Source organism: Bradyrhizobium sp. (genome assembly GCF_035935975.1).
Lineage (GTDB): Bacteria > Pseudomonadota > Alphaproteobacteria > Rhizobiales > Xanthobacteraceae > Bradyrhizobium.
Map to the genome: position 1 here is coordinate 194,335 of NZ_DASYWN010000007.1, position 23,171 is coordinate 217,505.

Consider the following 23,171-nt stretch of genomic DNA (forward strand, 5'->3'; position numbering starts at 1 on the left):
CAGATGGCAGGCGACTGCTCATTCCAGCCTCAGCCGCATGGCTGATGTCCCGCGAGGTGCTAGGCGGCCTGCAATGAAGCTGCTAACCATTGCCGCTTCGTTTGACCAAGAGATCACGGACCGAAGCAAATGGATAACCGCAGCGAAATCTGGCGTGGCGTCGACACGATCAAGGCGCGTTTCATCGACCTCAGCGACAAGGTCTGGGGCATGCCGGAGGTCTGTTACACCGAGGCGCGGTCCGCCGCCGAGCATCTCGCCGAGCTGCGTCACCAGGGCTTCCGCATCACCGAGAACGTTGCCGGCATCCCGACCGCGCTGATGGGCGAATGGGGTGAGGGCGGACCGGTCATCGCCTTCATGGGCGAATATGATGCGCTGCCGGGACTCAGCCAGGAGGCGGGGGTCGCGGAACACCGCCCGGTCGAGACCGGCGGCCATGGCCATGGCTGCGGCCACAATCTGCTCGGCTCCGCCGCACTGCTCGCCGCAACCGCGGTGAAGGACTGGCTCGCCGAGAACAAGGTGCCGGGCCGTGTGCGCTATTATGGCTGCCCGGCCGAAGAAGGCGGCGCGGCCAAAGCCTTCATGGTGCGCTCCGGCGCATTCGAGGACGCCGACATCGCCATCACCTGGCATCCGCACAGCTTCTGGGAAGTGGCGGTGACTCCGTCGCTCGCCAACACGCGCGCCGACTTCATCTTCACCGGCCGCACCTCGCATGCGGCGGCTTCGCCGCATCTCGGCCGTTCCGCGCTCGATGCGGTGGAACTGATGAATGTCGGCGTGAACTACATGCGTGAGCACATGCCGAGCGATGCGCGCGTGCACTACGCGCTGCTCGACACCGGCGGCATCGCGCCCAACGTGGTGCAGGCGCATGCGCGCGTGCGCTATTCGATCCGCGCCCGCGATCTGCCCGGCATGAACGAGCTGGTCGGGCGCGTGAGCAAGATCGCCGAGGGGGCGGCGCTGATGACCGAGACCAAGGTCGAGATGAAGATCATTTCCGCGGTCTCCAACATCCTGCCGAACACGCCGCTGGAGCAGGCGCTGCACCGCGTGATGGAAGAGCTCGGGCCGCCGCATTTCGACGAGGCGGACGAGGGCTTTGCCAGCCAGATTCGCGCGACGCTGACCGACAAGGACATCTCGTCGGTCTATTACGCGATCGGCATGGAGCCGACCGATCGGCCGCTGGCCGACTTCCTGGTGCCGCTCGACGCCAAGCGCAACCCGCTGGTCGGCTCGACCGATGTGGGCGATGTGAGCTGGGTGGTGCCGACCGTACAGGTTCACGCACCAACGGTTGCAATCGGCACCCCCTTCCACACGTGGCAGGTTGTGGCGCAGGGCAAGAGCGCACACGCTCACAAGGCGATGGTGCAGGCGGCCAAGGCGATGGCAGGGCTCGGCATCAAGGCGCTGGTCGAACCGGCGCTGATCGATGCCGCGAAGGCGGACCTGAAGAAGCGGACGACGAAGACACCTTATGTCTGCCCGCTGCCGGATCACGTCGCTCCGCCGCTGACCATGTCTGTGGCGTAAAATTCGTCTCGATACTTCGTCTGATCCGGCGAACAAATTTTCCGCAGTGCAACGTGGAATCCGGCGTGTTTTGATGCCGGATTGCCGAACGGTTGGGCTGCGGAACGTAGTTTTGCCCAACAGACAGCCAGAACACCGTTTGCATACACACGGTCGCAGTTGACGCGCGGCCTATTCGGTGTGCCATCTACCGCCAGACAAAACCCGGCGGCCGTCTTGCGGCCGCCTGCATCCATACGGGAACCAGACGGGGGACAACCATGCTGGATAAAGAACTGCGTTCGATGATCGGTGACGTGAAGGACGGGCGGATGGATCGCCGCGCCTTCATCCAGCGCCTGGCCGCTGTCGGCCTCACCGCCCCCCTGGCGAACCAGATCCTCGCGCTCGGCGGTGTTGCCATGGCGCAGAGCCCAAACCCCTATCCTCCGACCAAGCGCGGCGGCGGCGGTCCGCTCAAGCTGTTGTGGTGGCAAGGGCCGACCCTGCTCAATCCGCATTTTGCCACCGGCACCAAGGACCAGGACGGCTCGCGCCTGTTCTACGAGCCGCTCGCAAGCTGGGACGCCAACGGCAATCTCAATCCGATCCTCGCCGCCGAAATTCCGTCGATCGAAAATGGCGGTCTCACCGCCGACGGCAAGTCGGTCACCTGGAAGATCAAGCCGGGCGTCAAATGGCATGACGGCAAGCCGCTGACCGCCGACGATTTCGTGTTCACCTGGGCCTATGCCAGCGATCCCGCCACCGCCGCGGTCTCCGTCAGCACCTATGCCGACATGACGGTCGAAAAGGTCGACGATCTCACCATCCGTATCCAGTTCAAGAATCCGACGCCGTTCTGGGCCAATGCGTTCGTTGGCGCTTACGGATGCGTCATCCCGAAACATCTGTTCGCGGACTACAAGGGATCGAAATCCCGCGAGGCGCCGAACAATCTCGCCCCGGTCGGCACCGGTGCCTACAAGTTCGTCGAGTTCAAGCCGGGCGATCTGGTCCGTGGTCAGCTCAATCCCGACTACCACATGGCCAACCGTCCGCATTTCGATACCATCGAGATGAAGGGCGGCGGCGACGCGGTCTCCGCGGCGCGCGCCGTGATCCAGACCGGCGAGTTCGATTTCGCCTGGAACATGCAGGTTGAAGACGACGTGCTTCTGCGCCTCGAGAAGGGCGGCAAGGGCAAGACCGTCTATGCCACCGGCGGCGACATCGAGTTCATTGCGATCAACTTCACCGACCCGAACACCGAGGTCGACGGCGAGCGGTCCTCGATGAAGACCAAGCACCCGATCCTCTCGGATCCGAAGGTACGCAAGGCGCTGGCCCTGCTGGTCGACCGCGAGTCCGTCAAGAAGGCGATCTACGGCCGTGCCGGCCGCACCACCGCCAACTACCTCAACGGCCCCGAGAAGTTCGTCTCGAAGAACACCTCGTGGGAGTTCGACGTCGAGAAGGCCTCGAAACTGCTGGACGAGGCCGGCTGGAAGGCCGGTGCCGACGGCATCCGCGAGAAGGACGGCAAGAAGCTGAAGCTGCTGTACCAGACCTCGATCAACGGTCCGCGCCAGAAGACCCAGGCTATCGTCAAGCAGGCCTGCCAGAAGGCTGGCATCGACGTCGAGCTGAAATCGGTGGTCGCGTCGGTGTTCTTCTCGTCGGACGTCGCCAACCCCGACACCTTCCCCAAATTCTATGCCGACATCGAGATGTTCCAGATCCCGATGACGCAGCCGGATCCCGCCCTTCACATGAAGCGCTACATCTCCGCCAACGTGGCAACGAAGGAGAACAAGTGGCAGGGCCAGAACTTCCCGCGCTACGTCAACAAGGACTATGATGCGGCGATCGCCGCGGCCGAAACCGAGATCGATCCGGTCAAGCGCGCCGCGCTCTACATCAAGTGCAACGACCTGCTGTGGCAGGACACGGTGTTCATCCCGGTGATGCATCGCCTGAAGGTGGAAGCTGCGGCCAACAACCTGCGTCCGGCGCTCAGCGGCTGGGCGAACGAGACCGACAACATTCAGGACTGGTACCGGGAGGCATGATCGTACGGGCATAGACGGGATTCTTCCCTATGAGCCAATATGTCCTGCGTCGCCTGTTGATCGCCATTCCGAGCTTGCTCGGCATTTCCGCCGTGCTGTTCTTCGTCCTGGCGCTCGCGCCAGGCGATCCCTTCTCGGAACTGGCGACCAATCCGAACGTGCCACCGGAGGTGCAGGCCGCACTTCGGGCCAAGTTCGGCCTCGACGATCCGATCTATCTTCGTTACCTGCACTGGCTGACGGCCATGGCGCATGGCGATTGGGGCTTCTCCTTCGTCAGCCGGATGGACGTCGACAAGCTCATCCTCCAGCGCCTGCCGGCCACGCTCTACGTGATCGGCTCGGCGCAGGTCCTGGCTTTGCTGATCGCCATCCCCGTCGGGGTCTACGCGGCGACGAAGCCGTATTCGCTGTTCGACCAGATCGCGAACACGCTCGCCTTCGTCGGCTTTTCGCTGCCGACCTTCTTCACCGGCATCCTGTTCATCCTGATCTTCTCGGTCACGCTGGACTGGCTGCCATTCGTCTATTCCACCGACGTCAAGGGGACCGGCATCCGCTGGGTGCTCGAGATGGTCCGGCAGGCGATCATGCCGGTGGCGGTGCTCGGCCTGTTCCAGGCGGCATCGATGACGCGCTTCGTGCGCTCGGCGATGCTGGACGTCATCCGGCTCGACTACGTCACCACGGCGCGTGCGAAGGGCCTCGGCCAGGCCACGGTCATCGTCAAGCACGTGATGCGCAATGCCATGATCCCGGTCGTGACGCTGATCGCGCTGCAGATGCCGGCGGTGTTCGGCGGCGCCATCGTCACCGAGCAGATATTCCGCATTCCCGGCATCGGCTCGCTCTTGATCTCCTCCATCCTTTCCAACGACACGCCGGTGGTGATGGCCGTCACCTTCGTCTTCGCGTGCCTCGTGGTGCTGTTCAATCTCATCGCGGACGTCCTTTATGGCTGGCTTGACCCTCGCATCTCCCTCCGCTGAGCGGCGTGTTTACTCGCCGTGGCGCGAGACGTGGCGGCGTTACAGCCGCCACAAGCTCGCCGTGGTCAGTGCGTTCCTGCTGCTCATTCTGATCCTGGCGGTCGTCGTCGGCCCCTTCGTCTGGCGCATCAAGATCAACGACATCGACATCGTGGCGGGCATGCAGGGACCTTCGCTCGCGCATCCCTTCGGCACCGACGATCTCGGCCAGGACATCCTCGCCCGCATGATCTATGGCGGACGGATCTCGCTTGCGGTCGGATTGGCCGCGATGCTGGTCTCGGTCTTCATCGGCACGCTGGTCGGCTCGCTCGCCGGCATGTCGCGCGGCGCGCTCGGGCACGGCCTGATGTGGCTCACCGATCTGTTCCTGTCGCTGCCGCAATTGCCGCTGCTGTTGTTGCTGATCTATCTGTTTCGCGACGGCCTGAAGACCATGTTCGGCCCGGAGGGCGGCATCTTCATCCTGATCGTGCTGGTTATCGGCGGCCTGCGCTGGATGCCGGTCGCCCGCCTCGTACGCGCCCAGTTCCTGTCGATCCGCGAGAAGGAGTTCGTCGAGGCGGCGCGCGCGCTCGGGGCGAGCCCGGTGCGGCAGGTGGTGCGGCACATCCTGCCCAATGCCGTCGGTCCCGTGATCATCGCCGGCACCATCGACGTTGCGGCCGCCATCATCGCGGAATCGACGCTGTCCTTCCTCGGCCTCGGCTTCCCGCCGGATACGCCGACCTGGGGGCGGCTGTTGTTCGACGCCAAGGACTTTCTCGACATCGGCCCGCACTGGGCGCTGTTTCCGGGCGGTGCGATCTTCATCGCGGTGGTCGCCATCAATTTCATCGGCGACGGTCTGCGTGACGCGCTCGACGCGCGACGGGTGATCTGATGGCGCCGCTGCTCGAAATCAAAGGGCTGAAAACCCACTTCTCCACCGACGACGGCATCCTGCAGGCCGTCGACGGCGTCGACATCACCATCAACAAGGGCGAGACGCTCTGCGTCGTCGGCGAATCCGGTTGCGGCAAGACCGTGACGGCGATGTCGATCCTGAAGCTGATCGCGATGCCGCCCGGCCGCATCGCTGCCGGCCAGATCATCTTCGAAGGCCGCGATCTGGTGCCGCTGACGAGCAGTCAGCTCGACGAGATCCGCGCCAAGGAGATCGGCTTCATCTTCCAGGAGCCGATGACCTCGCTCAACCCGGTGCTCACCGTCGGCGAGCAGATCGCCGAGAGCCTGCGTCGCCATGAGGCCGTGACCAGGAAGCAGGCGATCGAGCGCACCATCGAGATGCTGAAGCTGGTGCAGATTCCCAATGCCGAAGGCCGCGTGCACAACTATCCGCACCAATTCTCCGGCGGCATGCGCCAGCGCGTGATGATCGCGATGGCGCTCGCCTGCAAGCCGAAGCTGATCATCGCCGACGAGCCCACCACTGCGCTCGACGTCACCATCCAGGCGCAGATCCTCGACCTCCTGCAGGACATGAAGGAGCGCTTCGGCATGGCGGTGATGCTGATCACCCATGCCATGGGCGTCGTCGCCGAGACCGCGCAGCGCGTCGTCGTGATGTATGCCGGCAAGGTGGTCGAGGAGGCCCTCGTCGACGACCTGTTCGGCGATCCCCGCCATCCCTATACGCAAGGCCTGATCCGCTCGATCCCGCGCATCGATCTCGACAGCGAGCACAAGACGCGGCTGGAGGCGATCGGCGGTTCGGTGCCGATCCTGATCAATCCCCCGGTCGGCTGCCGGTTTGCGCCGCGCTGCCGCCACGCCATGAGCATCTGCACGGAGAAGGAGCCGCTGCTCCGCGAGGTCTCGCCCGGTCATCGCATGGCCTGTCACCTCGGCGATACCAATCTGGGAGCCGCGTCATGAGCGAACCCTTGCTCCGCGTCAGCGGCCTGAAGAAACATTTCCCCGTGCTCGGCGGCCTGCTGTCGCGCCAGGTCGGCAGCGTCTACGCGGTCGACGGCGTGTCGTTCTCGGTCAATCGCGGCGAGACGCTCGGCCTTGTCGGTGAATCCGGCTGCGGCAAGTCCACGACCGGGCGTTGCGTGCTGCGCCTGATCGAGCCGACCGACGGCGAGGTCACCTTTGACGGCCAGGACGTCCGCCAGCTCAGCGGTAGTGACCTGCGCGCGATGCGGCGGAACATGCAGCTGGTGTTCCAGGACCCGTTCGCCTCGCTCAATCCGCGCATGACGGTCGGCGCCATCCTCGGTGAAGCCTTCACCATCCACAATCTCGCCTCGTCCGCGAAAGAGCGCGAAGAGCGCGTCGCGGGCCTGCTGGTGAAGGTCGGGCTCAAGGCGGAGCACATGCGCCGCTATCCGCATGAATTCTCCGGCGGCCAGCGCCAGCGCATCGTGATCGCGCGCGCGCTCGCGGTCGAGCCGAAGTTGATCGTTTGCGACGAGCCGGTTTCGGCGCTCGACGTGTCGATCCAGGCCCAGGTCATCAACCTCCTGGAAGACCTCCAGGCCGAGATGAACCTCACCTATCTCTTCGTCGCGCACGACCTCTCGGTGGTCGAGCACATCTCCGACCGCGTCGCGGTGATGTATCTCGGCCGCATCGTCGAGCTCGCAAAGGCCAGCGACCTCTACCGCAACCCGCAGCATCCCTACACGAGGGCGCTGCTGTCGGCGGTGCCGGTGCCCGACCCGAAACTCAAGCGTGAGCGCATCCGCCTCAAGGGCGACGTGCCGAGCCCGATGAAGCCGCCCTCGGGGTGCCACTTCCACACCCGCTGCCCGATCGCGCAGCCGCGCTGTGCGGAAAGCGCGCCGGAGTTGCGGGAAGGGGCGGGCGGCCACTTCGTGGCGTGCCATCTCGCCTGACGCCGAGCAAGGCGATGCACGCCTTCATTCGCCCTGAAGCAGGCCATGCTCCGACAGGGTCTGCCTGAAAGCCTCCACCGAATTGTAGTGATGCGCGAACAGGCCCGCCTCGCGCGCACCGGCGACATTGGCCGCGAGATCGTCGACGAACAGGACGGTTTCCGGTGCCGCCTGTAGCTCCGACAGGCAGAGGCGGTAGCAGCGCGGGTCCGGCTTCGCCGTCTTGAACTGCGCCGAGGTGTAGATTCGCGAGCCGAACAGCGGGCGCAGGTCCGGCAGCAGGGTGTCGATATGATCGGCAACCAGCGTGGTGTTGTTGGTGAGGACCGCAATATCGACGGTGTCGCGGAGGCGGCGGGCCATCTCCAGCATCGCGAGGTCGGCCTGCATCGAACGGCGCCGCGCCTCCACCCACTCGTCGAGCGAGAGCGGATAGCCGATGCGCTCGCCAAAGCCCCGAAGATAGTCCGCGGCGTCGATCGCGCCGGAATCGCCGAGCAGCTCGAAGCCGCTGTCCCAGATCGCCGCATGGACGGCTTCGCTGCTGGTCCCTGCGAGCTCGGCCAGAGATGCGACACGCTTGCCCCTGTCGTAGTCGCAGAGGACATTGTCCATGTCGAAGAGAACAAGCTTGATTTCGTCAGTCACGGCAACACTCTCGGATGGGCCGAACATCCGGCCGCGATCCCAAGTCATATCGCGCCCGAACGCGGGCGACAAATCAGACACCCGCGTCAGGTTGCTGCGTTGCGCGTGCGAGAGGCGAGCCTGTAGGTTTGCGTTCGCTGCGCTCGGTGTACGGCCTATCCTTCCAGCGTGAAGCCGACGCGCAGCGTCACCTGGTAGTGGCGTACGGTATTGTTCTCGATGTGGCCGCGCGTCTGCACCACCTCGAACCATTTCATGTCGCGGACGGTCTTGGCGGCGCGGCTGATCGCGTTCTTGATCGCATCCTCGATCGAATTCTCGGACGATCCGACCAATTCCAGGATCTTGTAGACGTGATCCTTCTCGGCGGTGGGCATGCTGTGCCTCCCTGTGTTGTGGCGGGCCCGGATATTGCTCCCGCGGTGCATATGGGAGCGCCGGGCCTCCACTCTGAACGGGCATCCTGCGCTTCGGGTTCCCTGCTCGGCGATGGCCCGCATGCGCCAGCCGAGGTGGAGCGGGCTCAACCGGCCTGCTAAGCGCTATCCATGGATTCGGCGCGGCGCGACAGGACGATCGGCTCTCTCTGCCTCTGCGTGACGGCGTTCGGCTGGGCGCTGAACTGGCCGTTGATGAAGCTGCTGCTTCAGGAGTGGCCGCCCTTGTTCGCGCGTGGGCTGGCAGGCGTCTGCGCTTCGCTCATTCTCGGGACCCTAGCACTGAGCCGGAGGGAATCGTTCGTCGTTCCGCGCGAGGCGATCCCGCGGCTGCTGTTTGCGACCCTCACCAATGTCTTTGCCTGGATGGGGCTCGGCACGGTCGCGATGAAATACGTGACCGTCAGCGAAGGCGCGCTGCTCGCCTACACCATGCCGATCTGGGCCATGCTGTTCGCCTGGCCGGTGCTGCACACGCGGCCGACCCTGCGGGACGTTTTCGGGCTTGTTCTCGGTGTGGCCGGCGTCGTGCTGCTGCTGAGCGGCAACGGCTTTGCGTTCGGCGCCGACAAGCTGCTGGGCATTGCGCTGGCGCTGTCCTGCGCCATCCTGTTCGCGCTCGGCAACGTCCTCAACCGCAAGCCGCTGCCGATGCCGCCGCTGGTGGTCGTTGCCTGGCAGGTCGGGCTCGGCTGCGCCACGATGCTGATCCTTGGTCTGCTGTTCGAGCAGCCGAACTTCTCGGCGATCACGCCGGTTGGGCTCGGCTGCTTCGTCTATATGACGCTGGTGCCGATGGGGATCTGCTACGTCACCTGGTTCGAGACCTTGCGCCGTCTGCCGCCGACCTCGGCCTCGACCGGTATGCTGATCGTCCCCGTCATCGGCGTCATCTCCGCCGCGATCATCCTGGGCGAACCGCTGGGCCTGCGTGAATGGACGGCGATGGCGCTCACGCTCGGCGGCGTGACGCTGGCGCTACAGCGATCCTAGGACGGCTGCTGCGCCGCTTCCGGTACGACCGGCGCGAGCTGCGTTCCGCGCCAAACCAGCTGCAGAAGCAGAACCAGCAACGCCATCAGCGCAAAGCCGCCGATCGCCGGTGCGAAATGCTGATCGAGATCCACCTTCTGCCCGAATTGCATGGCCAGTCGCGCCGATTGCAACAGGCCATAGGCGCCGGCGAGCAGGATCAGGCCGTAGGCCACGTCGCGCTCGCGCGGGCTCGCGATCCTGACGAGATCGGGCAGTGCCAGCGCCAGACCGACCCCGAGGATCGGCAGGTCGTAATCATAGGCATAGGGGCTGATCATCACCGACACCATCACGGTGACGCCGAGCGTGAATCTGGACGACAGGCCGCGGGCGGCGCCGACGAGGACGGCGAGCAGGGCGAGACCAGCAACAGCAACCTGTCCCCAGAAGGCGGCGCTCGCCGGAAAGCCGGCCATGTAGAGCGCGGCATAGGCCGAGATCATGCGGAAGAGCGGATAGAAGCCCTGCTCGAGATAGCTCGCCGATTCCCTGATCGACCCCAACCACGCGATCCAGATCTGCCAGCCGAACAGCAGCGTGCAGAGCAGGGCGCTCGCCAGCACGACGACCGCCGCAGTCGCGAGCGCGATCCAGCGCCGCGTCGCCAGCAGGTAGACGCCGACGGCAATGGCAAGGTGCGGCTTGATGACCATGGCGCCGAGCGTGAGGCCAGCGAGCCATTGCCGCCCGTCGACATTGAGGCAAACCAGCGCGATCAGCGCGCCGGTGAGAAAGCCATTCTGTCCGCAGCCGATGGTGATCGCGAGCGCCGGAAACAGCACCACCAGCACCTGCGCGAAATTCGCGCCCGCGATCGCGCGCAGGGCCACGAGATAAAGCGCGAGTGTCGCGGCAGTGAACAGGAGATAGCCGACGCCGACCGGCAGGAATGCGAACGGCGCCAGCAGGAGAGCGTATTGCGGCGGATAGGTCCAGGGCATGAAACTGGTCATGCCGCCGGCAGCCTCCATCTGCATCTTCAGCAGCGCCTCGAAATGATAGACTTGGTCGAGGTCGCCGCGCCAGACGCGCTGCGCGACGATGTGGAAGGCGTCGAAATCGGCGAGCTCGCGGGTTGCCCAGCTACCCCAGCGGGCGAACCAGAACGCCTTGAATGACACGATCACTGCCAGCGCGGCCAGCGCGAAACGCACATAGGTCGTCCGCTTCGACGGTGAGAGGCGAACCTGTTCCAGTGTTTCGGCGAGCATGGCGGCGGCGACCTCGAACCTGACGGATGGGCGGCCGGGCGGGTCCGCAGGTCCCCGCCAAACTGCCATCGGAGGCTTAAGGGACGGTAACGATTAGGGAGGGATTTTGGGGGCGCGCCTGTCTGGCAGACCGGGGCGCGAGGATCCGGGCCGGTTCAGGTCGATATGCCTTTTCGAAATCGCCCGCGGGCGTCGGACGGGCGCGCTTGCCCGTTCAGGGACGGCCGCGCTAACCTTTGCGGGTTTCCCGGCATGCTCGATGTGCGGTGATGATCCATCGTTGGACGAAGGGCGCTCTGGTTGCGATCGGTTTGTCGGCCGTGCCTGCGCCCATTGCCGCGCAGGACGAGCTTCATGACGCGCCGCGCAGCCTGTCGCTGCAAGTCACCACCGATCCTTCCACGATCGAGTGCCGCAGGCTTCAGACCGTCAACCCCAGCTCGCTCGTGTTCCTGCCGCTGCGCCGGACCTTCAACGACGATTTCGACGAGCATCCGCTGTCGCATGGACGCTGGGTGCCGCATTACGCCGGCGGTGCGGCGTGGCCCGAGGCGCGCTATTGGGGCGGTGACGGCTCCGACTTCAAGCGTAAGACCAGCGCCAATGGCGAACAGCAGATCTATGTCGATCCGCGCTACGCAGGCCGTGCGGGGGCGCCGCTCGGGCTTGATCCGTTCAAGGTCAAGGACGGCGTGCTGTCGATCGTCGCCAGCCGTACGCCGCCGGAATTGAAGTCGGTGTTGTTCAACAACGAGTACATCTCGGGAATCCTGACGACGCAGGGCACCTTCGCGCAGAAGCACGGGTATTTCGAAATCCGCGCCAAGGTGCCGGTCGGTCATGCGGTGTGGCCGGCATTCTGGATGCTGGCGGATGACGGCGGCTGGCCGCCGGAGGTCGACGTGCTGGAGGGCCGCGGCGAGCGACCCGGTGATCTCGTCATGACCACGCATTGGCGGATTTCCTCGACCCAGAAGATCCAGTCCTGCGGCTTCGACTTCGCGCTCGGCGATGCTTCGCGCGCATTCCACAATTACGGTGTGCTCTGGGAGGAGGACCGGCTGGTCTATTTCATCGACCGCATGCCGGTCTCCGACATCAAGGTGCCGATCGGCTTCGACGATCCCATGTACATGATCGTCAATCTCGCGATCGGATCGAAATTCTTTCCAGGCGTCAGTCAGGTCGATGCGGAATCGCCACCGAGTGTCGCATTCGAGATCGACCGGATTTCCGTCTATCAGATCGACATGGAGCAGGCCCGGAGATAGCGATGTTCGCAAAAGTCTCGCGGCGCGATTTTGCCAGGTTCGCGGGCTTGACCGCGCTTGGCGTAGCGGCCGGCGCGCGGGCCACAGAGACGCCCGCGCGAGGCGCGCCCTTCCCGAAGGATTTCCTGTGGGGCACGGCGACCTCGTCCTACCAGATCGAAGGCGCCGTCAACGAGGATGGCCGCGGCAAGTCGATCTGGGACATTTTCAGCCACACGCCCGGCAAGATCGAGGACGGCTCCACCGGCGACCGCGCCAACGAGCACTATCATCGCTACAAGGACGACGTCGCGCTGATCAAGGCGCTGGGCGTGAAGGCCTACCGTTTCTCGATCGCATGGCCGCGCATATTTCCGGACGGAACCGGCCAGCCCAATCCGAAGGGATTGGACTTCTACAATCGCCTCGTCGACGAGCTGCTCGCGAATGATATCGAGCCCTATGCGACGCTCTATCACTGGGACCTGCCGCAGGCGCTGCAAGACCGCGTCGGCGGCTGGCAGTCGAGCGACACCTCGAAAGCCTTTGCCGACTACGCCGCCTACGTCGCCGCACGCCTGACCGATCGCGTGAAGCATGTCTTCACCGTGAACGAGGTCGGGCGCTTCGTGAATTTCGGCTATGGCTGGGGCATCGACGCGCCCGGCCTCAAGCTGCCGACCGCGCAGCTCAACCAGGCCCGTCACCATGTCGCGCTCGCGCACGGACTTGCCGTGCAGGCGATCCGCGCCTCCGGGCGCGCCGGCACGCGTGTCGGCGCGGCCGAGAACATCGCGGCCTGCGTGCCGGCGATCGCCACGCCGGACAACATCCGCGCCGCCGAGATCGCGACGCGCGAGCTCAATGCCGGCTTCCTCGGCGTGGTGCTCGAGGGCAAATACACCGACGGCTTCCTCGCCTATGCCGGCGCGGACGCGCCGAAGTTCACGGCCGAGGAATTGAAGATCATCGGCACGCCGAACGATTTCGTCGGTCTCAACATCTACGCACCGCAGTTCTACGTCACGGCCTCCGACAAGGCACCGGGCTTCCACGTGCTGCCGTTCCCGAATTCGTTCCCGCATATGAATTCGGAATGGCTGCGGGTCGGCCCCGAGGTGATCTATTGGGCCCCGCGCCTTGCGGCAAAGATCTGGAACATCGACACCATCTACATCAGCGAGAACGGCACCTCGTCCGAGGACAAGATTTCCGCCGACGGCCAGGTCTACGACCTCGACCGCATCATGTTCCTGCGCAATTATTTGACCCAGATGCAGCGCGCAGTCGCCGAGGGTGTCCCGATCCGCGGCTATTTCCTCTGGAGCCTGATGGACAATTTCGAATGGATTTTCGGCTACGGCAAGCGCTTCGGGCTCTACCGGGTCGACTTCGAGACGCAGGTGCGGGTGCCGAAACTGAGCGCGGCGTTCTATCGTGATGTGATCGCGCGGAACGCGATCGGGGTGTGAGCCGGAGGCGAAGTGCTCACGGCTCGATCTTGCATTCGAACCGCGGCGCCAGAGTGGGCGCGGGATTGACATCGGAGCATGCGATCCCCGGGACGGCATGGTTGCGCCGATCAATCGGGCACCATTTGCCGTTCTGCTTGGCCCAGGCAATGCCGCGATAGTGCAGCGCGAAATAGACCGGCTCGTCATATTGCGGCTCGGCCGTCACGTGCCCAGCCGTATCGACCAACCCCCATTTGCCGTCTTTCAAGAATGTCAGGAGGCCGAAGTCGAGATTGATGCCGACGCGCACGGCGTCGGCGTCGATCCAGACCTCGCCGCCGGGAGACAGGATCACGCGTTTTCCGCCAGCCTGAGACATGATCGCGTTGTCGATATCGCACATGACGCCCGGACGAGGCTGCATGACCCAGGATTGATCCTTGATCCGGATGATCCCTGTTGCGCCGGCGCTTGAGACAAAGGCGGTGCCGTCTGGCCGAATTCGGGCGGCGTCGAATTTTGGCTCGATCAGCCACGTCCCGTCCAGTTTCATGATGCCGCGCTTGCCGGCAATGGATGCGACCAAGGGATCGGAGTTGTTCGAAAGGTAGTCGAACCTCGGCTCGATCAGCCAGCTGCCGTCGGATCTTATGCGTCCCCACTTTCCGTCGATCTTGACATCTTTGGCGTCGGGTCCGACCGGCGTGACTGCGTCGAACTGCATCGGCGCAAGAGGCCTGGAGCGTGCGTCGACCAACTGGAGCTTGTCGCCGATCTTCAATGTGTACGGCGGCGCGCGCCCGCATGTCGCATCGATCAACCGACCTCCGAGCGGTTGCAGGGGGCTTCCGTCTCCCGTGTAGTACAGCCATTCCTTGTTCATGTAGGCGACCAGTCGCCGGTCTTGGCATGCCTCGACGGGCTGATCGAACTCGGCGGCGAGCAACACGCGGCCATCGAGGTCCAGGAGGCCCCAGCGGTCCGCTTGCTTGAAGTGCCATCCGAATGGCGATTCGGAGTGCGGCTCCCGGTGCCGGGCAATCGCCAGGTGAATTTGCTGATAGCTGGTTTGAAATATCCAGGAACCGGATCGATCGATCACACCGACGCTGCCGTCGCGTTCCGCGGACGTACGTCCGATGCCGAGCCGGAACGGCCACGCCTTGTCGAAGACCGGCTCGATGGTCAATTGCCCGCTGCCATCGACGAAGCCGACCTTGCCGTCGAGAGTCACGCGGGCGAGGCCGTCGCTTAACCCCTCCGCCTTCTGATATCTCGGTTGAACGAGCCAGTTTCCGTCGGCCTGCAAAAGCCCCCAAAGTCCGTCGCTCTCGACCCAATGGACTGTTGGATTCCCTTTATCGAATTCACGCGGCGGCAGGCCCGGCGGTTGGATCCACTGACCGGACATATCGATGACGCCGCTATTCATGAAATCGAAGGGGAAGGACACGCTGACGCCATCTGCGGTGTGGGTGACCGTGATTCCGGAAAAATTCTCGCTGCCGACCTTTCCGCCGCGTCGTCGAACATCCGATACCTGGAAGCGATCGGGGCCGATCGCTTCGATGAACCCGTATGTTGGTGCGAAGATCATCTTGCCGCTGCGATCGATCAGGCCCGATCTGCCCTCGACCTCGACTTGCGCGAAGCCAAACTTGTAGTCGTCCACGAGGCTGTATTGCGGTGTGACGACCTCGTGTCCTTCGTCGTCCACCAAGCCGTAGAGCCCTCTGATGCGGACTGCGGCGCGCTTCTCCGCGAAGCTGCCGACCCAATCGTATCGCGGCGGCACTGCCACCGAACCGTCACGCCAAACCGCACCGCACAGACCGCCCGGGAAGGTGCACATGGCCGATGGAAAATCTGTTGGCTTGCCTGATCCTGAACGGTCTTTGGCCGCGACCTTGGCCTGAAGGATGGCCTTGCCGACAGGCGTGAGCTCCGACGGCAGGTCCTGTGCAACCGCGCCATTCGCGAATGAGAAAACAACCAATGCGACTTTGAACCAGCTGCATGCACCCATCGCGACCTTCCCGGTATTCCGGTTGGGTCGGATACCGATGATCCGTGGCGAGAACGTGTCCTGGACTTCCATTACAACCAAAACGATTGGCCGGTCTCACGAATGTCGAACCCGCGCGCCGTTCGGACGCAACGCTCAGGCATCCCGGCCGCTACGTTGCAATCGAAACAAAGATCCCGCGATCGGAAACATTCCCGTAGTGCGGCCCACGCAGAGAAGGGCGGTGAAGCAAATCACCAAGGGAATGAACATGAACCGTCATTTTGGGCAGCGCGCGGTCGTCATCGGAGCGGGGATGGGCGGATTGTCTGTGGCCGGGGCGCTGTCCTCCGCATTCAAGGAGGTCGTCATTCTCGAACGCGACACGCTGCCGGCCTCGGTCATGTCCCGCGCCGGCGTTCCCCAAGACCGGCATCCGCATCTTCTTCTGGCCGGTGGATTGCAGGCGCTCGACTCCCTCTTCCCCGGATACGCGCAGGATCTTGCTGCCGCCGGTGCGGTTCCCGTGAACGTCTTTGACGACGTCCAGTACGAGCGGCCGGATGTCGGCGCTCTGCCGCGGCGCGATTGCGGGACGTCACTGCTGTGTGCCTCGCGGCCGCTGATCGAGCACACCTTGCGCCGAAAGGTCGTCGCGATTCCCAATGTCGCCTTGCAATCGCAGAGCCGCGTGACGGAGATCGTGCCGGCTGCGATGCGGCCGATGGTCAAGTTCGAGAGCGATGCAGGCGTCGGTGCCGCAATCGAGGCGGATCTCGTGATCGACGCATCCGGCCGCGGCGCGCCGACGCTCGGCCTGCTCGACGTGCTCGGCTGGGAAAAGCCGCAGGAGACCGTCGTCGGCGTCGACATCAGCTACACGACCGCGGTCCTCAGGCCAACGCGGACGTCGTTCAACTGGCTTAATCTGGTCACCTTGCCCGATCCGGCCATTTCGGCGACCGCCGGGCTGATCATTCCGCTCGAAGGCGGGCGCTGGTTTGCATCGATTTCCCATCACGGCGCCACGGATCGGCCGAACACCTGGGAGGAGTTTCTCGCCGTCGCGCGCCGGCTGAACACGCCGGCGATCTACAACGCGATCTACAAGCTGTTGCCGCCCGGTGGTCTCCGGCATTTCGTGCTCGATGCGAGTCGCTGGCGGCATTTCGAACGGCTCGAGCGGCTGCCGCGCGGGATTCTCCCGGTGGCGGATTCGCTGTGCCGGTTCAATCCGGTCTACGGGCAGGGCATGACGGTCGCAGCCCGCGAGGCAAAGCTGCTGCACGACCTCCTGGGGCGCGTCGACGGGGAGGAGGATCCGATCGAGGCGCTCCAGGCCGCATTCATGTCGGAAGTGGGGGCGCTGCTGCAGGCGCCCTGGAACATGGGCGTGATCGCCGATTTCGCCTATCCGACCACGCGCGGCGAGCGTCCGGAGCGTTACGAGGAAAGCCGGCAGTTCGAAGCCGCTCTGTTCCGGGCCGCCGTGGCCGATCCGGTGGTTCAGCGGGCCTTCTCCGATGTCGTGCAGCTCATGGCGCCGTTCGACCTGCTCAACGAGCCCGATATCCGGCGGCGAATCGAGTCTCATTCCCTGGTGCAAAGTGCCTGACGCTCGATGAGACGAAGACCCGTCGGCAAGCCGGCGGGTCTTTTGCTTTTGGGCTCAGCAGAATGATCGGGCGCGCAGCGGTGGACACTGTCTCGGCCTACGGATCCAGCTCCGTATCCCAGTAGAGGTAGTCCAGCCAGCTATCGTGCAGATAGTTCGGCGGGAACAGGCGGCCGTTGCGGTGAAGCTGGTGCACGGTCGGCGCGAATGCGCTCTGGCGCGGAAACATCTTGGCCTGCGCGGGCGTGAGATTGCCCTTGCGCAGGTTACAGGGCGAGCATGCCGCGACCACGTTCTCCCAGGTGGTCTGGCCGCCTTTGCTGCGCGGGATGATGTGATCGAAGGTGAGGTCTTCGGGCGAGCCGCAATATTGGCAGGCGAAACGATCACGCAGGAAGACGTTGAACCGGGTGAAGGCCGGATGGGTGGTCGGCTTGACGAAGGATTTGAGCGAGACGACGCTCGGCAGCTGCATTTGCAGCGTGGGGCTGTGGACCGCCTGATCGTAGTGAGCGACGATGTTGACGCGATCGAGGAACACCGCCTTGATCGCGTCCTGCCACGACCACAGAGACAGTGGGTAGTAACTCAGCGGCCGGAAGTCCGCGTTGAGGACCAGCACCGGCCAACTGCCTTGCGAGACATGTGCGTTCAAGTAACGCTCCCGGCCTCCAATATACGCTGCGAAGCAGCATGTATTGACATACTACATGCAGCGTGACGGGATTGTGAAGCCCGTTGAGCGACTTATTCAGGCGCAAGCAATACGGCGGCGGGGTGGCAAACGCTCAAAAACGCCGCGATTCGGGGAGGGGTCCATGCGAGGCTGGTTGGCCGCGCTGCTCGCGGCCGTGCTCGGCGCGGCGCCGATTTGCGCCGTTGCGGCTGAGGATTATCCGACGCGCCCCGTCACCATGATCGTGCCGTTCCCGGCAGGCGGCGCCACCGACACCCTGGCGCGTTTCCTCGGTGAACGCCTGACCGCCGAGCTGAAGCAGCCGATCGTGATCGAGAATGTCGGCGGCGCGGCCGGCTCGCTCGGCGTCGGCCGCGCAGTGCGCGCCAGCCCCGACGGCTACACGCTGTCGATCGGAACCTCGACCACGCATATGCTCACCGGTGGGCTCTATGCGCTGCCGTTCGATCTGCTCCGCGATCTCGAGCCGATCATCCTGATCGGCAGCGAGCCGCTGCTGATCGTCGGCCGCAAGGATCTGCCGGCGGACGATCTCAGACAATTGATCGCGTGGCTGATGGCCAATCCGGACAAGGCGTCGGTCGGGATTGCCGGCGTCGGCGCGACCGGCCATCTCGCCGGCATCGCGCTGCAGAAGGAGACCGGCACTAAATTTCAGTTCGTGCCTTACCGCGGCAACGGCCCGGCGATGCAGGACCTCGTCGCCGGCCAGATCGACGCCATGATCGAGCCTGCCTCCAACTTCAGGGCGCTGGTCGGCGCCGGCAGCATCAAGACGTTCGCGGTGACGAGCAAGACGCGCTCGCCGTCCTGGCCGAACATTCCGACGGCCGATGAAGCCGGGCTACCAGGCTATTCCGCTTCGCTCTGGTACGGATTGTGGGCGCCGAAGGGCACGCCGAAAGACATCATCGCAAGGCTCAGCACCAGCATGGTCCAGATCCTGGCGAGCCCGCAGGTGACGCAGCGCTTTGCCGAGCTCGGCATCCAGGTCTCGCCCCCCGCGCAGCAATCGCCCGAGGCATTGCGCGCCTGGCAGAAGGAGGAGGCTGAGCGCTGGTGGCCGATCATCAAGGCGTCGAGGGTGAAGGTGGAGTAGGGCGCCGCCGCGACCGCTGTCATGCCCCGGCTTGACCGGGGCATCCAGTACGCCGCGGCCTTACGGTTTCAGCCACTGCCGTCTCTGGAATACTGGGTCGCCCGGTCGAGCCGGGCGACGACAGTTGAGTGTGTGGCGCCGCGCGCCCCGATTACTCCCGCACCCGCTCCAGCTTCTGCAAGCATCGCGTCGCGCGCACCACGGCTGGCATTTCCTCGTTCGGAAAACTCGTCGTCCAGTTGGTGACGCCGACCTCGCCGACATAGATGTCGCCCCTTGAATCCAGCGCGATGCCGTGCGGCGCCAGGAATTTGCCGCTGGCAACGCCCGGGCCCGCTTCGCCGCCGAGCCGCGCGATGCGCTTGCCCTGCGCATCGACGATCGACAGCCGCGGGCCGAGATTGGGCACGTTGCGGTTGATGTCGAGGCCGGGACCGAGCTCGCCGATGACGAAGGTCGGACTCTTGACCCCGCCGCAGCAGCACAGCGCGCAGGGGCGGTGCAGATTGTTCCACTGCGTCTCGTATTTGCCCTCGCCATTGAACACCTGCACGCGATGGTTCTCGCGGTCGGCGACATAGACCCAGCCGTCGGCATCGGTGGCGATATTGTGTACGATGTTGAACTGGCCGGGATCGGTGCCGGGCTCGCCCCAGCTTTTCATCAGCTTGCCGTCCGGTGTGTATTTGTGCACGCGCGCATTGCCGTAGCCGTCGGAAACGTAGATCTCGCCCTTCGGCGACAGCGCGGTATGGGTGCAACGGTGGAACGGCTCGCCGCTCATGAACGGCGCCGGCTTTGCCGGAATGCCGATCGTCAGCAGCACCTCGCCGTCGGTGGTGCATTTGCGCACGGTGTGGTCGCCGTCATCGGTGCAATAGAGATTGTCGTCGGCATCGATGTGCAGGCCGTGCGCACGGGAGAACAGGCCTTCGCCAAAACTCCGGAGGAAATTTCCTTCGCGGTCCAGCACCACCATCGGATGCTCGCCGCGGTTGAAGACGTAGACCCGGTCCTTGCTGTCGACCGCGACCGAGGCGACGTCGGTGAGCTGCCAGCCGTCGGGCAGCTTGGCGAAATTTTCGACGACGCGGTAGCGGTGCTCGCCGGTGCCGAGAATGGCTGGCATAGTAAACTCCCTTTAGATCGCCTCAGCTGCGCTCAATCGTCTCCACACTGTCATTGCGAGCGCAGCGAAGCAATCCAGACTGTCTCAGCGGAAAGATTCTGGATTGCTTCGCGGAGCCTGTCATCGGGCCGCGCTTCGCGCGGACCCGGTGGCTCGCAATGACGGGAGGGTTAAACGGTGCCCGCCTCGCGCCCCAAAATTCCTTCCTCGATGGCCTTGATCTGTAGAGCAAGGTATTTCGAGTTGATCCGGCACTGCGCGAGGCTGCCGGCAATGAACCACAGGCCGGGCTGCTTCGTGCGCGCATACATGTTGCGCAGCTCAAAGCCGTCGCCAAAGCCCCAGACCGGGCCGACGCGGTCGGCGACGGCATCGCCGAATAATTTCCGCACCAGATATTCCTGCGGCTTGTAGCCGGTGGAGAGCACGATGAGGTCTGCGGTGATGCTCGTGCCGTCCTTCATCTGCGCGCCGTTGGCCGTAAAGCTCGCGATGTCCTCGAACTGCCTCAGCTTGATCGCGCCCTCGACGATCAGATTGGAGCAGCCGACGTTGAAATAATAGCCGCCGCCGCGCGTGAGGTATTTGAACTGCCAGCCGGTGCCGGCCTCGCCGAAATCGAGCTTGAAGCCGACGCGGCGGAGGCCGTCGAGCAGCTCCTTGTCGAGCTCCTTCGACTGCTCGGTCAGCATCACATGGGTCTTCTTCGCCAGCGGCGTCGGCATCGAGGCCGCGATCAGATCGTTGTCCTCGAGCGTGCCTTCATTGTAGGTCGCATAGGCGAGCTGTGCCGAGGGCTCGATATTGGTGACGAGCGTGGGCGAGCGCTGCACCAGCGTCACCTCGGCGCCGCTGGAATAGAGATCCTGCGCGATGTCGTGGCCGCTGTTGCCGCTGCCAATGACGATGGCGCGCTTGCCGGTCCAGTTCTCGCCGTCCTCGTAGCGGCTCGAGTGCAGCAGAGTGCCCTTGAAATTGTTCAGTGTTGGAATCTCCGGCATGTTGGCGATGCCGCTGACCCCGGTCCCCATCACCACATGGCGCGGATGCATGGTGCGCTTGCTGCCGTCGGAGTGCCGCAGCGTCACCGTCCAGTGGCCCTTGGCCTCGTCATAGGCGCCGCCCTCGAACTCGGTGCCGGTCCAGAAGTTCAGCTCCATGGCGTCGACATAGGCTTCGAACCAGTTGGCGAGCTTGTCCTTGGGGATATAGGTCGGCCAGCTCAGTGGGAACGGCATGTAGGGCATGTGATTGACCTGCACCTGGTTGTGCAGGGTCAGCGCGTGATAGCGCTTGCGCCAATTGTCGCCGATCCGCGCCTCGCGATCGACGATCAGCGTGTCGATCCGCAACTGCTTCAGTCGCGCTGCGATCGCGAGCCCGGCCTGGCCGCCGCCGACCACCAGCACGGCCGGCTCGCGGTCGGAATAGTCGCGTGAGGCGTTGCGCAGATCGAGCCAGTTCGGCCCGCGGAAATCGCGCGAGTAGGCCTGGCCGCGCGGCTGCGACAGGCCGAGCTGTTCCTCGAACCCCTTGAGCTCGTCGAGCGCGGTGAGCAGCGTCCAGGCCTTCAGCCGGTCGCCGTCCGCGGGATCGGGCATCAGCCGCACGATGCCGCTGCCCCGGCCAAGTGACGTCTCGAAATTGAAGATCGCTTCGATGTTGTTGGTGCCGGCGCGCGTCACCCAGCGCGGTGCCGCGCGGTTCGGCGCAATCTTGAAATGGCCCGGCGCCACTTTCGGCGCGAGCGTCGCCAGATCTCGTGCGATCGCATCACGGCCGGCAAGTGTTTGCAGGTTCCAGCTTAGCGCCAGCACGTCGCGCCAAAAGCTGTCGGCGAGGAAGAGGCGGTCGAGCGCGCCGGGCTCAGGCTTGCCCAGCGCGCGCTCAAACTCATCGAGCCAGGCTTGTACGGAAGCGGAAATATCCTTGGTCCTGTCCAGCATCTGCGACCTCGTGCCGTCTTCGCGGCGTTTCCTCTTGAGATCGACGCTATACCGGTTCTACGGCCGCAAAAAGCGCTTTACCCGAGCAGCGAGAGCATGTGGCCCTGCTCAGGCGGAATGCGGCCCTTCAGCGTGTCGAGATAGACCTGCCGCACCGCGTCCGGGCCGCAGCTCTCGACCACGCTCAGGCTTCTTTCCAGCACCGGCGCAAAGCCGGACCACGCCGCGCCAAAGCGCTGCTCGATGCCGCCCGGGCCCCATTCCTTGGCGCGCTTGCGGATCTGGTCGGGGGCGAAGAACCAGCGCGGCTTTGCGCCGGGCGGTGCGCCTTCGTCGGGCTCGGTGGCGCGATGCGTCAATCCGACGCGTACCGAGCATTTCATCTGATCGCGGAAGTGCCGATGCAGCCCGGCGCGTAGCGCGCTGTTGCCGGCCATGTCGACGAAGGCGACCGGCGCGTCCGATGGCAAGGACGCGATGCGATCATAGGTGACGACCTGGTCATAGCAGCCGAGCGAGGTGACGAAGCCGGTATTGCCGGCCGACGTGAGGCCGATCACCTTGCGGCCGCGCGTGTGCAGCAGATGCGCCAGCCCAAACGCGGTCTTGCTCGATGCGCTCGACAGTAGCACGGTGCGCGCGCCGAAATCCTCGTTCTCGGCGAGGAAATCGTCGACCAGGAACGACAGCATGAACAGCGGCCGCAGCAGCGCCTGGTAGTCGCCCTGCCTGCCGGCATAGGCGGGATCGCCGCCGACGCGTGCATAGGCGTTGTAGACCGGCGCGACGCCCTGCCGGTGCGCGGCGCCGTCGCGCAAGCCGCGCTTGCTGACGTCGGTGGCTTCGATGACGAGATGCGTCGCCATCGGAAAATAGCCGAACAGGCGCTCTCCGACGGGAACGTTCGGATGCTTCGAGGCGATCACCTCGCCAAAGCCCCACACCGGAATGTTGCCGAAGCCGCCGGGTGCCGGAAACAGCTGCCAGTATTTCAGCTCGTCGCCGAGCACCGCATAGGTGATGTTGTTGGCCGTAAAGGCGAAACGGTCGACCTTCACCAATAGTGCGTCCTGCGGCAGTGCGTCCGCCGTCGGCAGCTCGGTCGAGATCGTCCTGCAATTTTCGAAATCGTCTCGTGCAACGATGAAGTCGGTGGCTGTCATGATGTCAGATCCCGGCTTGTGTCCGTGCCGGCATCTCATCGATCACGCGCG

General features: G+C 64.5%; 19 protein-coding genes. 11 read left to right on the top strand and 8 right to left on the bottom strand.

Annotated features, from left to right (window positions below; genetic code table 11):
• Positions 1–129 precede the first annotated feature (129 nt).
• The 6 genes from VGR99_RS02855 (at position 130) to VGR99_RS02880 (ending at position 7,431) form a co-directional block, all read left to right on the top strand.
• Entirely contained in the window at positions 130–1,548 is a 1,419-nt protein-coding gene (locus tag VGR99_RS02855) for a M20 family metallopeptidase (protein WP_326896786.1), read from the top strand.
• A 260-nt stretch (positions 1,549–1,808) separates the two neighbouring features.
• Positions 1,809–3,599: a peptide ABC transporter substrate-binding protein gene (locus VGR99_RS02860; RefSeq protein ID WP_326896787.1), complete on the top strand. Its 1,791-nt coding sequence runs from the start codon at positions 1,809–1,811 to the stop codon at positions 3,597–3,599.
• Between the two features lie 29 nt (positions 3,600–3,628).
• Complete coding sequence (locus VGR99_RS02865; RefSeq protein WP_326896788.1) at positions 3,629–4,588, top strand: ABC transporter permease; 960 nt, start codon at positions 3,629–3,631, stop codon at positions 4,586–4,588.
• Positions 4,554–5,471: an ABC transporter permease gene (locus tag VGR99_RS02870; protein WP_326896789.1), complete on the top strand. Its 918-nt coding sequence runs from the start codon at positions 4,554–4,556 to the stop codon at positions 5,469–5,471. Before VGR99_RS02865 ends, VGR99_RS02870 begins: the two co-directional genes overlap by 35 nt.
• Entirely contained in the window at positions 5,471–6,466 is a 996-nt protein-coding gene (locus tag VGR99_RS02875; RefSeq protein WP_326896790.1) for an ABC transporter ATP-binding protein, read from the top strand. The genes VGR99_RS02870 and VGR99_RS02875 overlap by 1 nt, the downstream gene beginning before the upstream one ends.
• Entirely contained in the window at positions 6,463–7,431 is a 969-nt protein-coding gene (locus VGR99_RS02880) for a dipeptide ABC transporter ATP-binding protein (protein WP_326896791.1), read from the top strand. Before VGR99_RS02875 ends, VGR99_RS02880 begins: the two co-directional genes overlap by 4 nt.
• Positions 7,432–7,455: 24 nt before the next feature.
• On the opposite strand, the gene VGR99_RS02885 is transcribed toward VGR99_RS02880, so the two are convergent.
• The gene (locus VGR99_RS02885; protein WP_326896792.1) at positions 7,456–8,106 is read right to left on the bottom strand and encodes an HAD family phosphatase; all 651 of its coding nucleotides are present in this window, start codon (positions 8,104–8,106) and stop codon (positions 7,456–7,458) included.
• 128 nt (positions 8,107–8,234) lie between these two features.
• The gene (locus VGR99_RS02890) at positions 8,235–8,456 is read right to left on the bottom strand and encodes a dodecin (protein WP_326896793.1); all 222 of its coding nucleotides are present in this window, start codon (positions 8,454–8,456) and stop codon (positions 8,235–8,237) included.
• Between the two features lie 171 nt (positions 8,457–8,627).
• Between VGR99_RS02890 and VGR99_RS02895 the strand changes: the two genes are divergently transcribed.
• Positions 8,628–9,509, top strand: coding sequence for a DMT family transporter (locus tag VGR99_RS02895; RefSeq protein WP_326896794.1), 882 nt, complete (start codon positions 8,628–8,630; stop codon positions 9,507–9,509).
• On the opposite strand, the gene VGR99_RS02900 is transcribed toward VGR99_RS02895, so the two are convergent.
• Complete coding sequence (locus tag VGR99_RS02900) at positions 9,506–10,831, bottom strand: glycosyltransferase family 87 protein (RefSeq protein WP_326896795.1); 1,326 nt, start codon at positions 10,829–10,831, stop codon at positions 9,506–9,508. The genes VGR99_RS02895 and VGR99_RS02900 overlap by 4 nt on opposite strands.
• Before the next feature lie 200 nt (positions 10,832–11,031).
• Between VGR99_RS02900 and VGR99_RS02905 the strand changes: the two genes are divergently transcribed.
• A complete protein-coding gene (locus VGR99_RS02905) occupies positions 11,032–12,033 on the top strand; it encodes a glycoside hydrolase family 16 protein (protein WP_326896796.1) in 1,002 nt (333 codons plus the stop codon).
• A gap of 2 nt (positions 12,034–12,035) precedes the next feature.
• Positions 12,036–13,484, top strand: coding sequence for a GH1 family beta-glucosidase (locus VGR99_RS02910; protein WP_326896797.1), 1,449 nt, complete (start codon positions 12,036–12,038; stop codon positions 13,482–13,484).
• Positions 13,485–13,500: 16 nt separating this feature from the next.
• Here VGR99_RS02910 and VGR99_RS02915 read toward each other — a convergent pair whose 3' ends face one another.
• A complete protein-coding gene (locus tag VGR99_RS02915) occupies positions 13,501–15,492 on the bottom strand; it encodes a WG repeat-containing protein (protein ID WP_326896798.1) in 1,992 nt (663 codons plus the stop codon).
• Here VGR99_RS02915 and VGR99_RS02920 point away from each other — a divergent pair.
• Positions 15,470–17,086: a squalene monooxygenase gene (locus VGR99_RS02920; protein ID WP_326896799.1), complete on the top strand. Its 1,617-nt coding sequence runs from the start codon at positions 15,470–15,472 to the stop codon at positions 17,084–17,086. The two genes, VGR99_RS02915 and VGR99_RS02920, sit on opposite strands and share 23 nt — an antisense overlap.
• Positions 17,087–17,183: 97 nt before the next feature.
• Here VGR99_RS02920 and VGR99_RS02925 read toward each other — a convergent pair whose 3' ends face one another.
• Positions 17,184–17,741 (bottom strand): HNH endonuclease, encoded by a 558-nt coding sequence (locus VGR99_RS02925; protein ID WP_008142962.1) that lies wholly within the window; start codon positions 17,739–17,741, stop codon positions 17,184–17,186.
• Positions 17,742–17,904: 163 nt separating this feature from the next.
• Between VGR99_RS02925 and VGR99_RS02930 the strand changes: the two genes are divergently transcribed.
• On the top strand, positions 17,905–18,882 hold the full coding sequence (locus VGR99_RS02930; protein ID WP_326896800.1) for a Bug family tripartite tricarboxylate transporter substrate binding protein: 978 nt from the start codon (positions 17,905–17,907) through the stop codon (positions 18,880–18,882).
• Between the two features lie 151 nt (positions 18,883–19,033).
• Here the strand turns inward: VGR99_RS02930 and VGR99_RS02935 are convergent, their stop codons facing one another.
• The 3 genes from VGR99_RS02935 to VGR99_RS02945 form a co-directional block, all read right to left on the bottom strand.
• Positions 19,034–20,011, bottom strand: a complete 978-nt coding sequence (locus VGR99_RS02935; protein WP_326896802.1) for a peptidyl-alpha-hydroxyglycine alpha-amidating lyase family protein — start codon at positions 20,009–20,011, stop codon at positions 19,034–19,036.
• A gap of 170 nt (positions 20,012–20,181) precedes the next feature.
• Entirely contained in the window at positions 20,182–21,957 is a 1,776-nt protein-coding gene (locus VGR99_RS02940) for an NAD(P)/FAD-dependent oxidoreductase (protein ID WP_326896803.1), read from the bottom strand.
• Between the two features lie 77 nt (positions 21,958–22,034).
• A complete protein-coding gene (locus VGR99_RS02945; protein ID WP_326896804.1) occupies positions 22,035–23,120 on the bottom strand; it encodes a DUF2855 family protein in 1,086 nt (361 codons plus the stop codon).
• Positions 23,121–23,171: the final 51 nt, after the last annotated feature.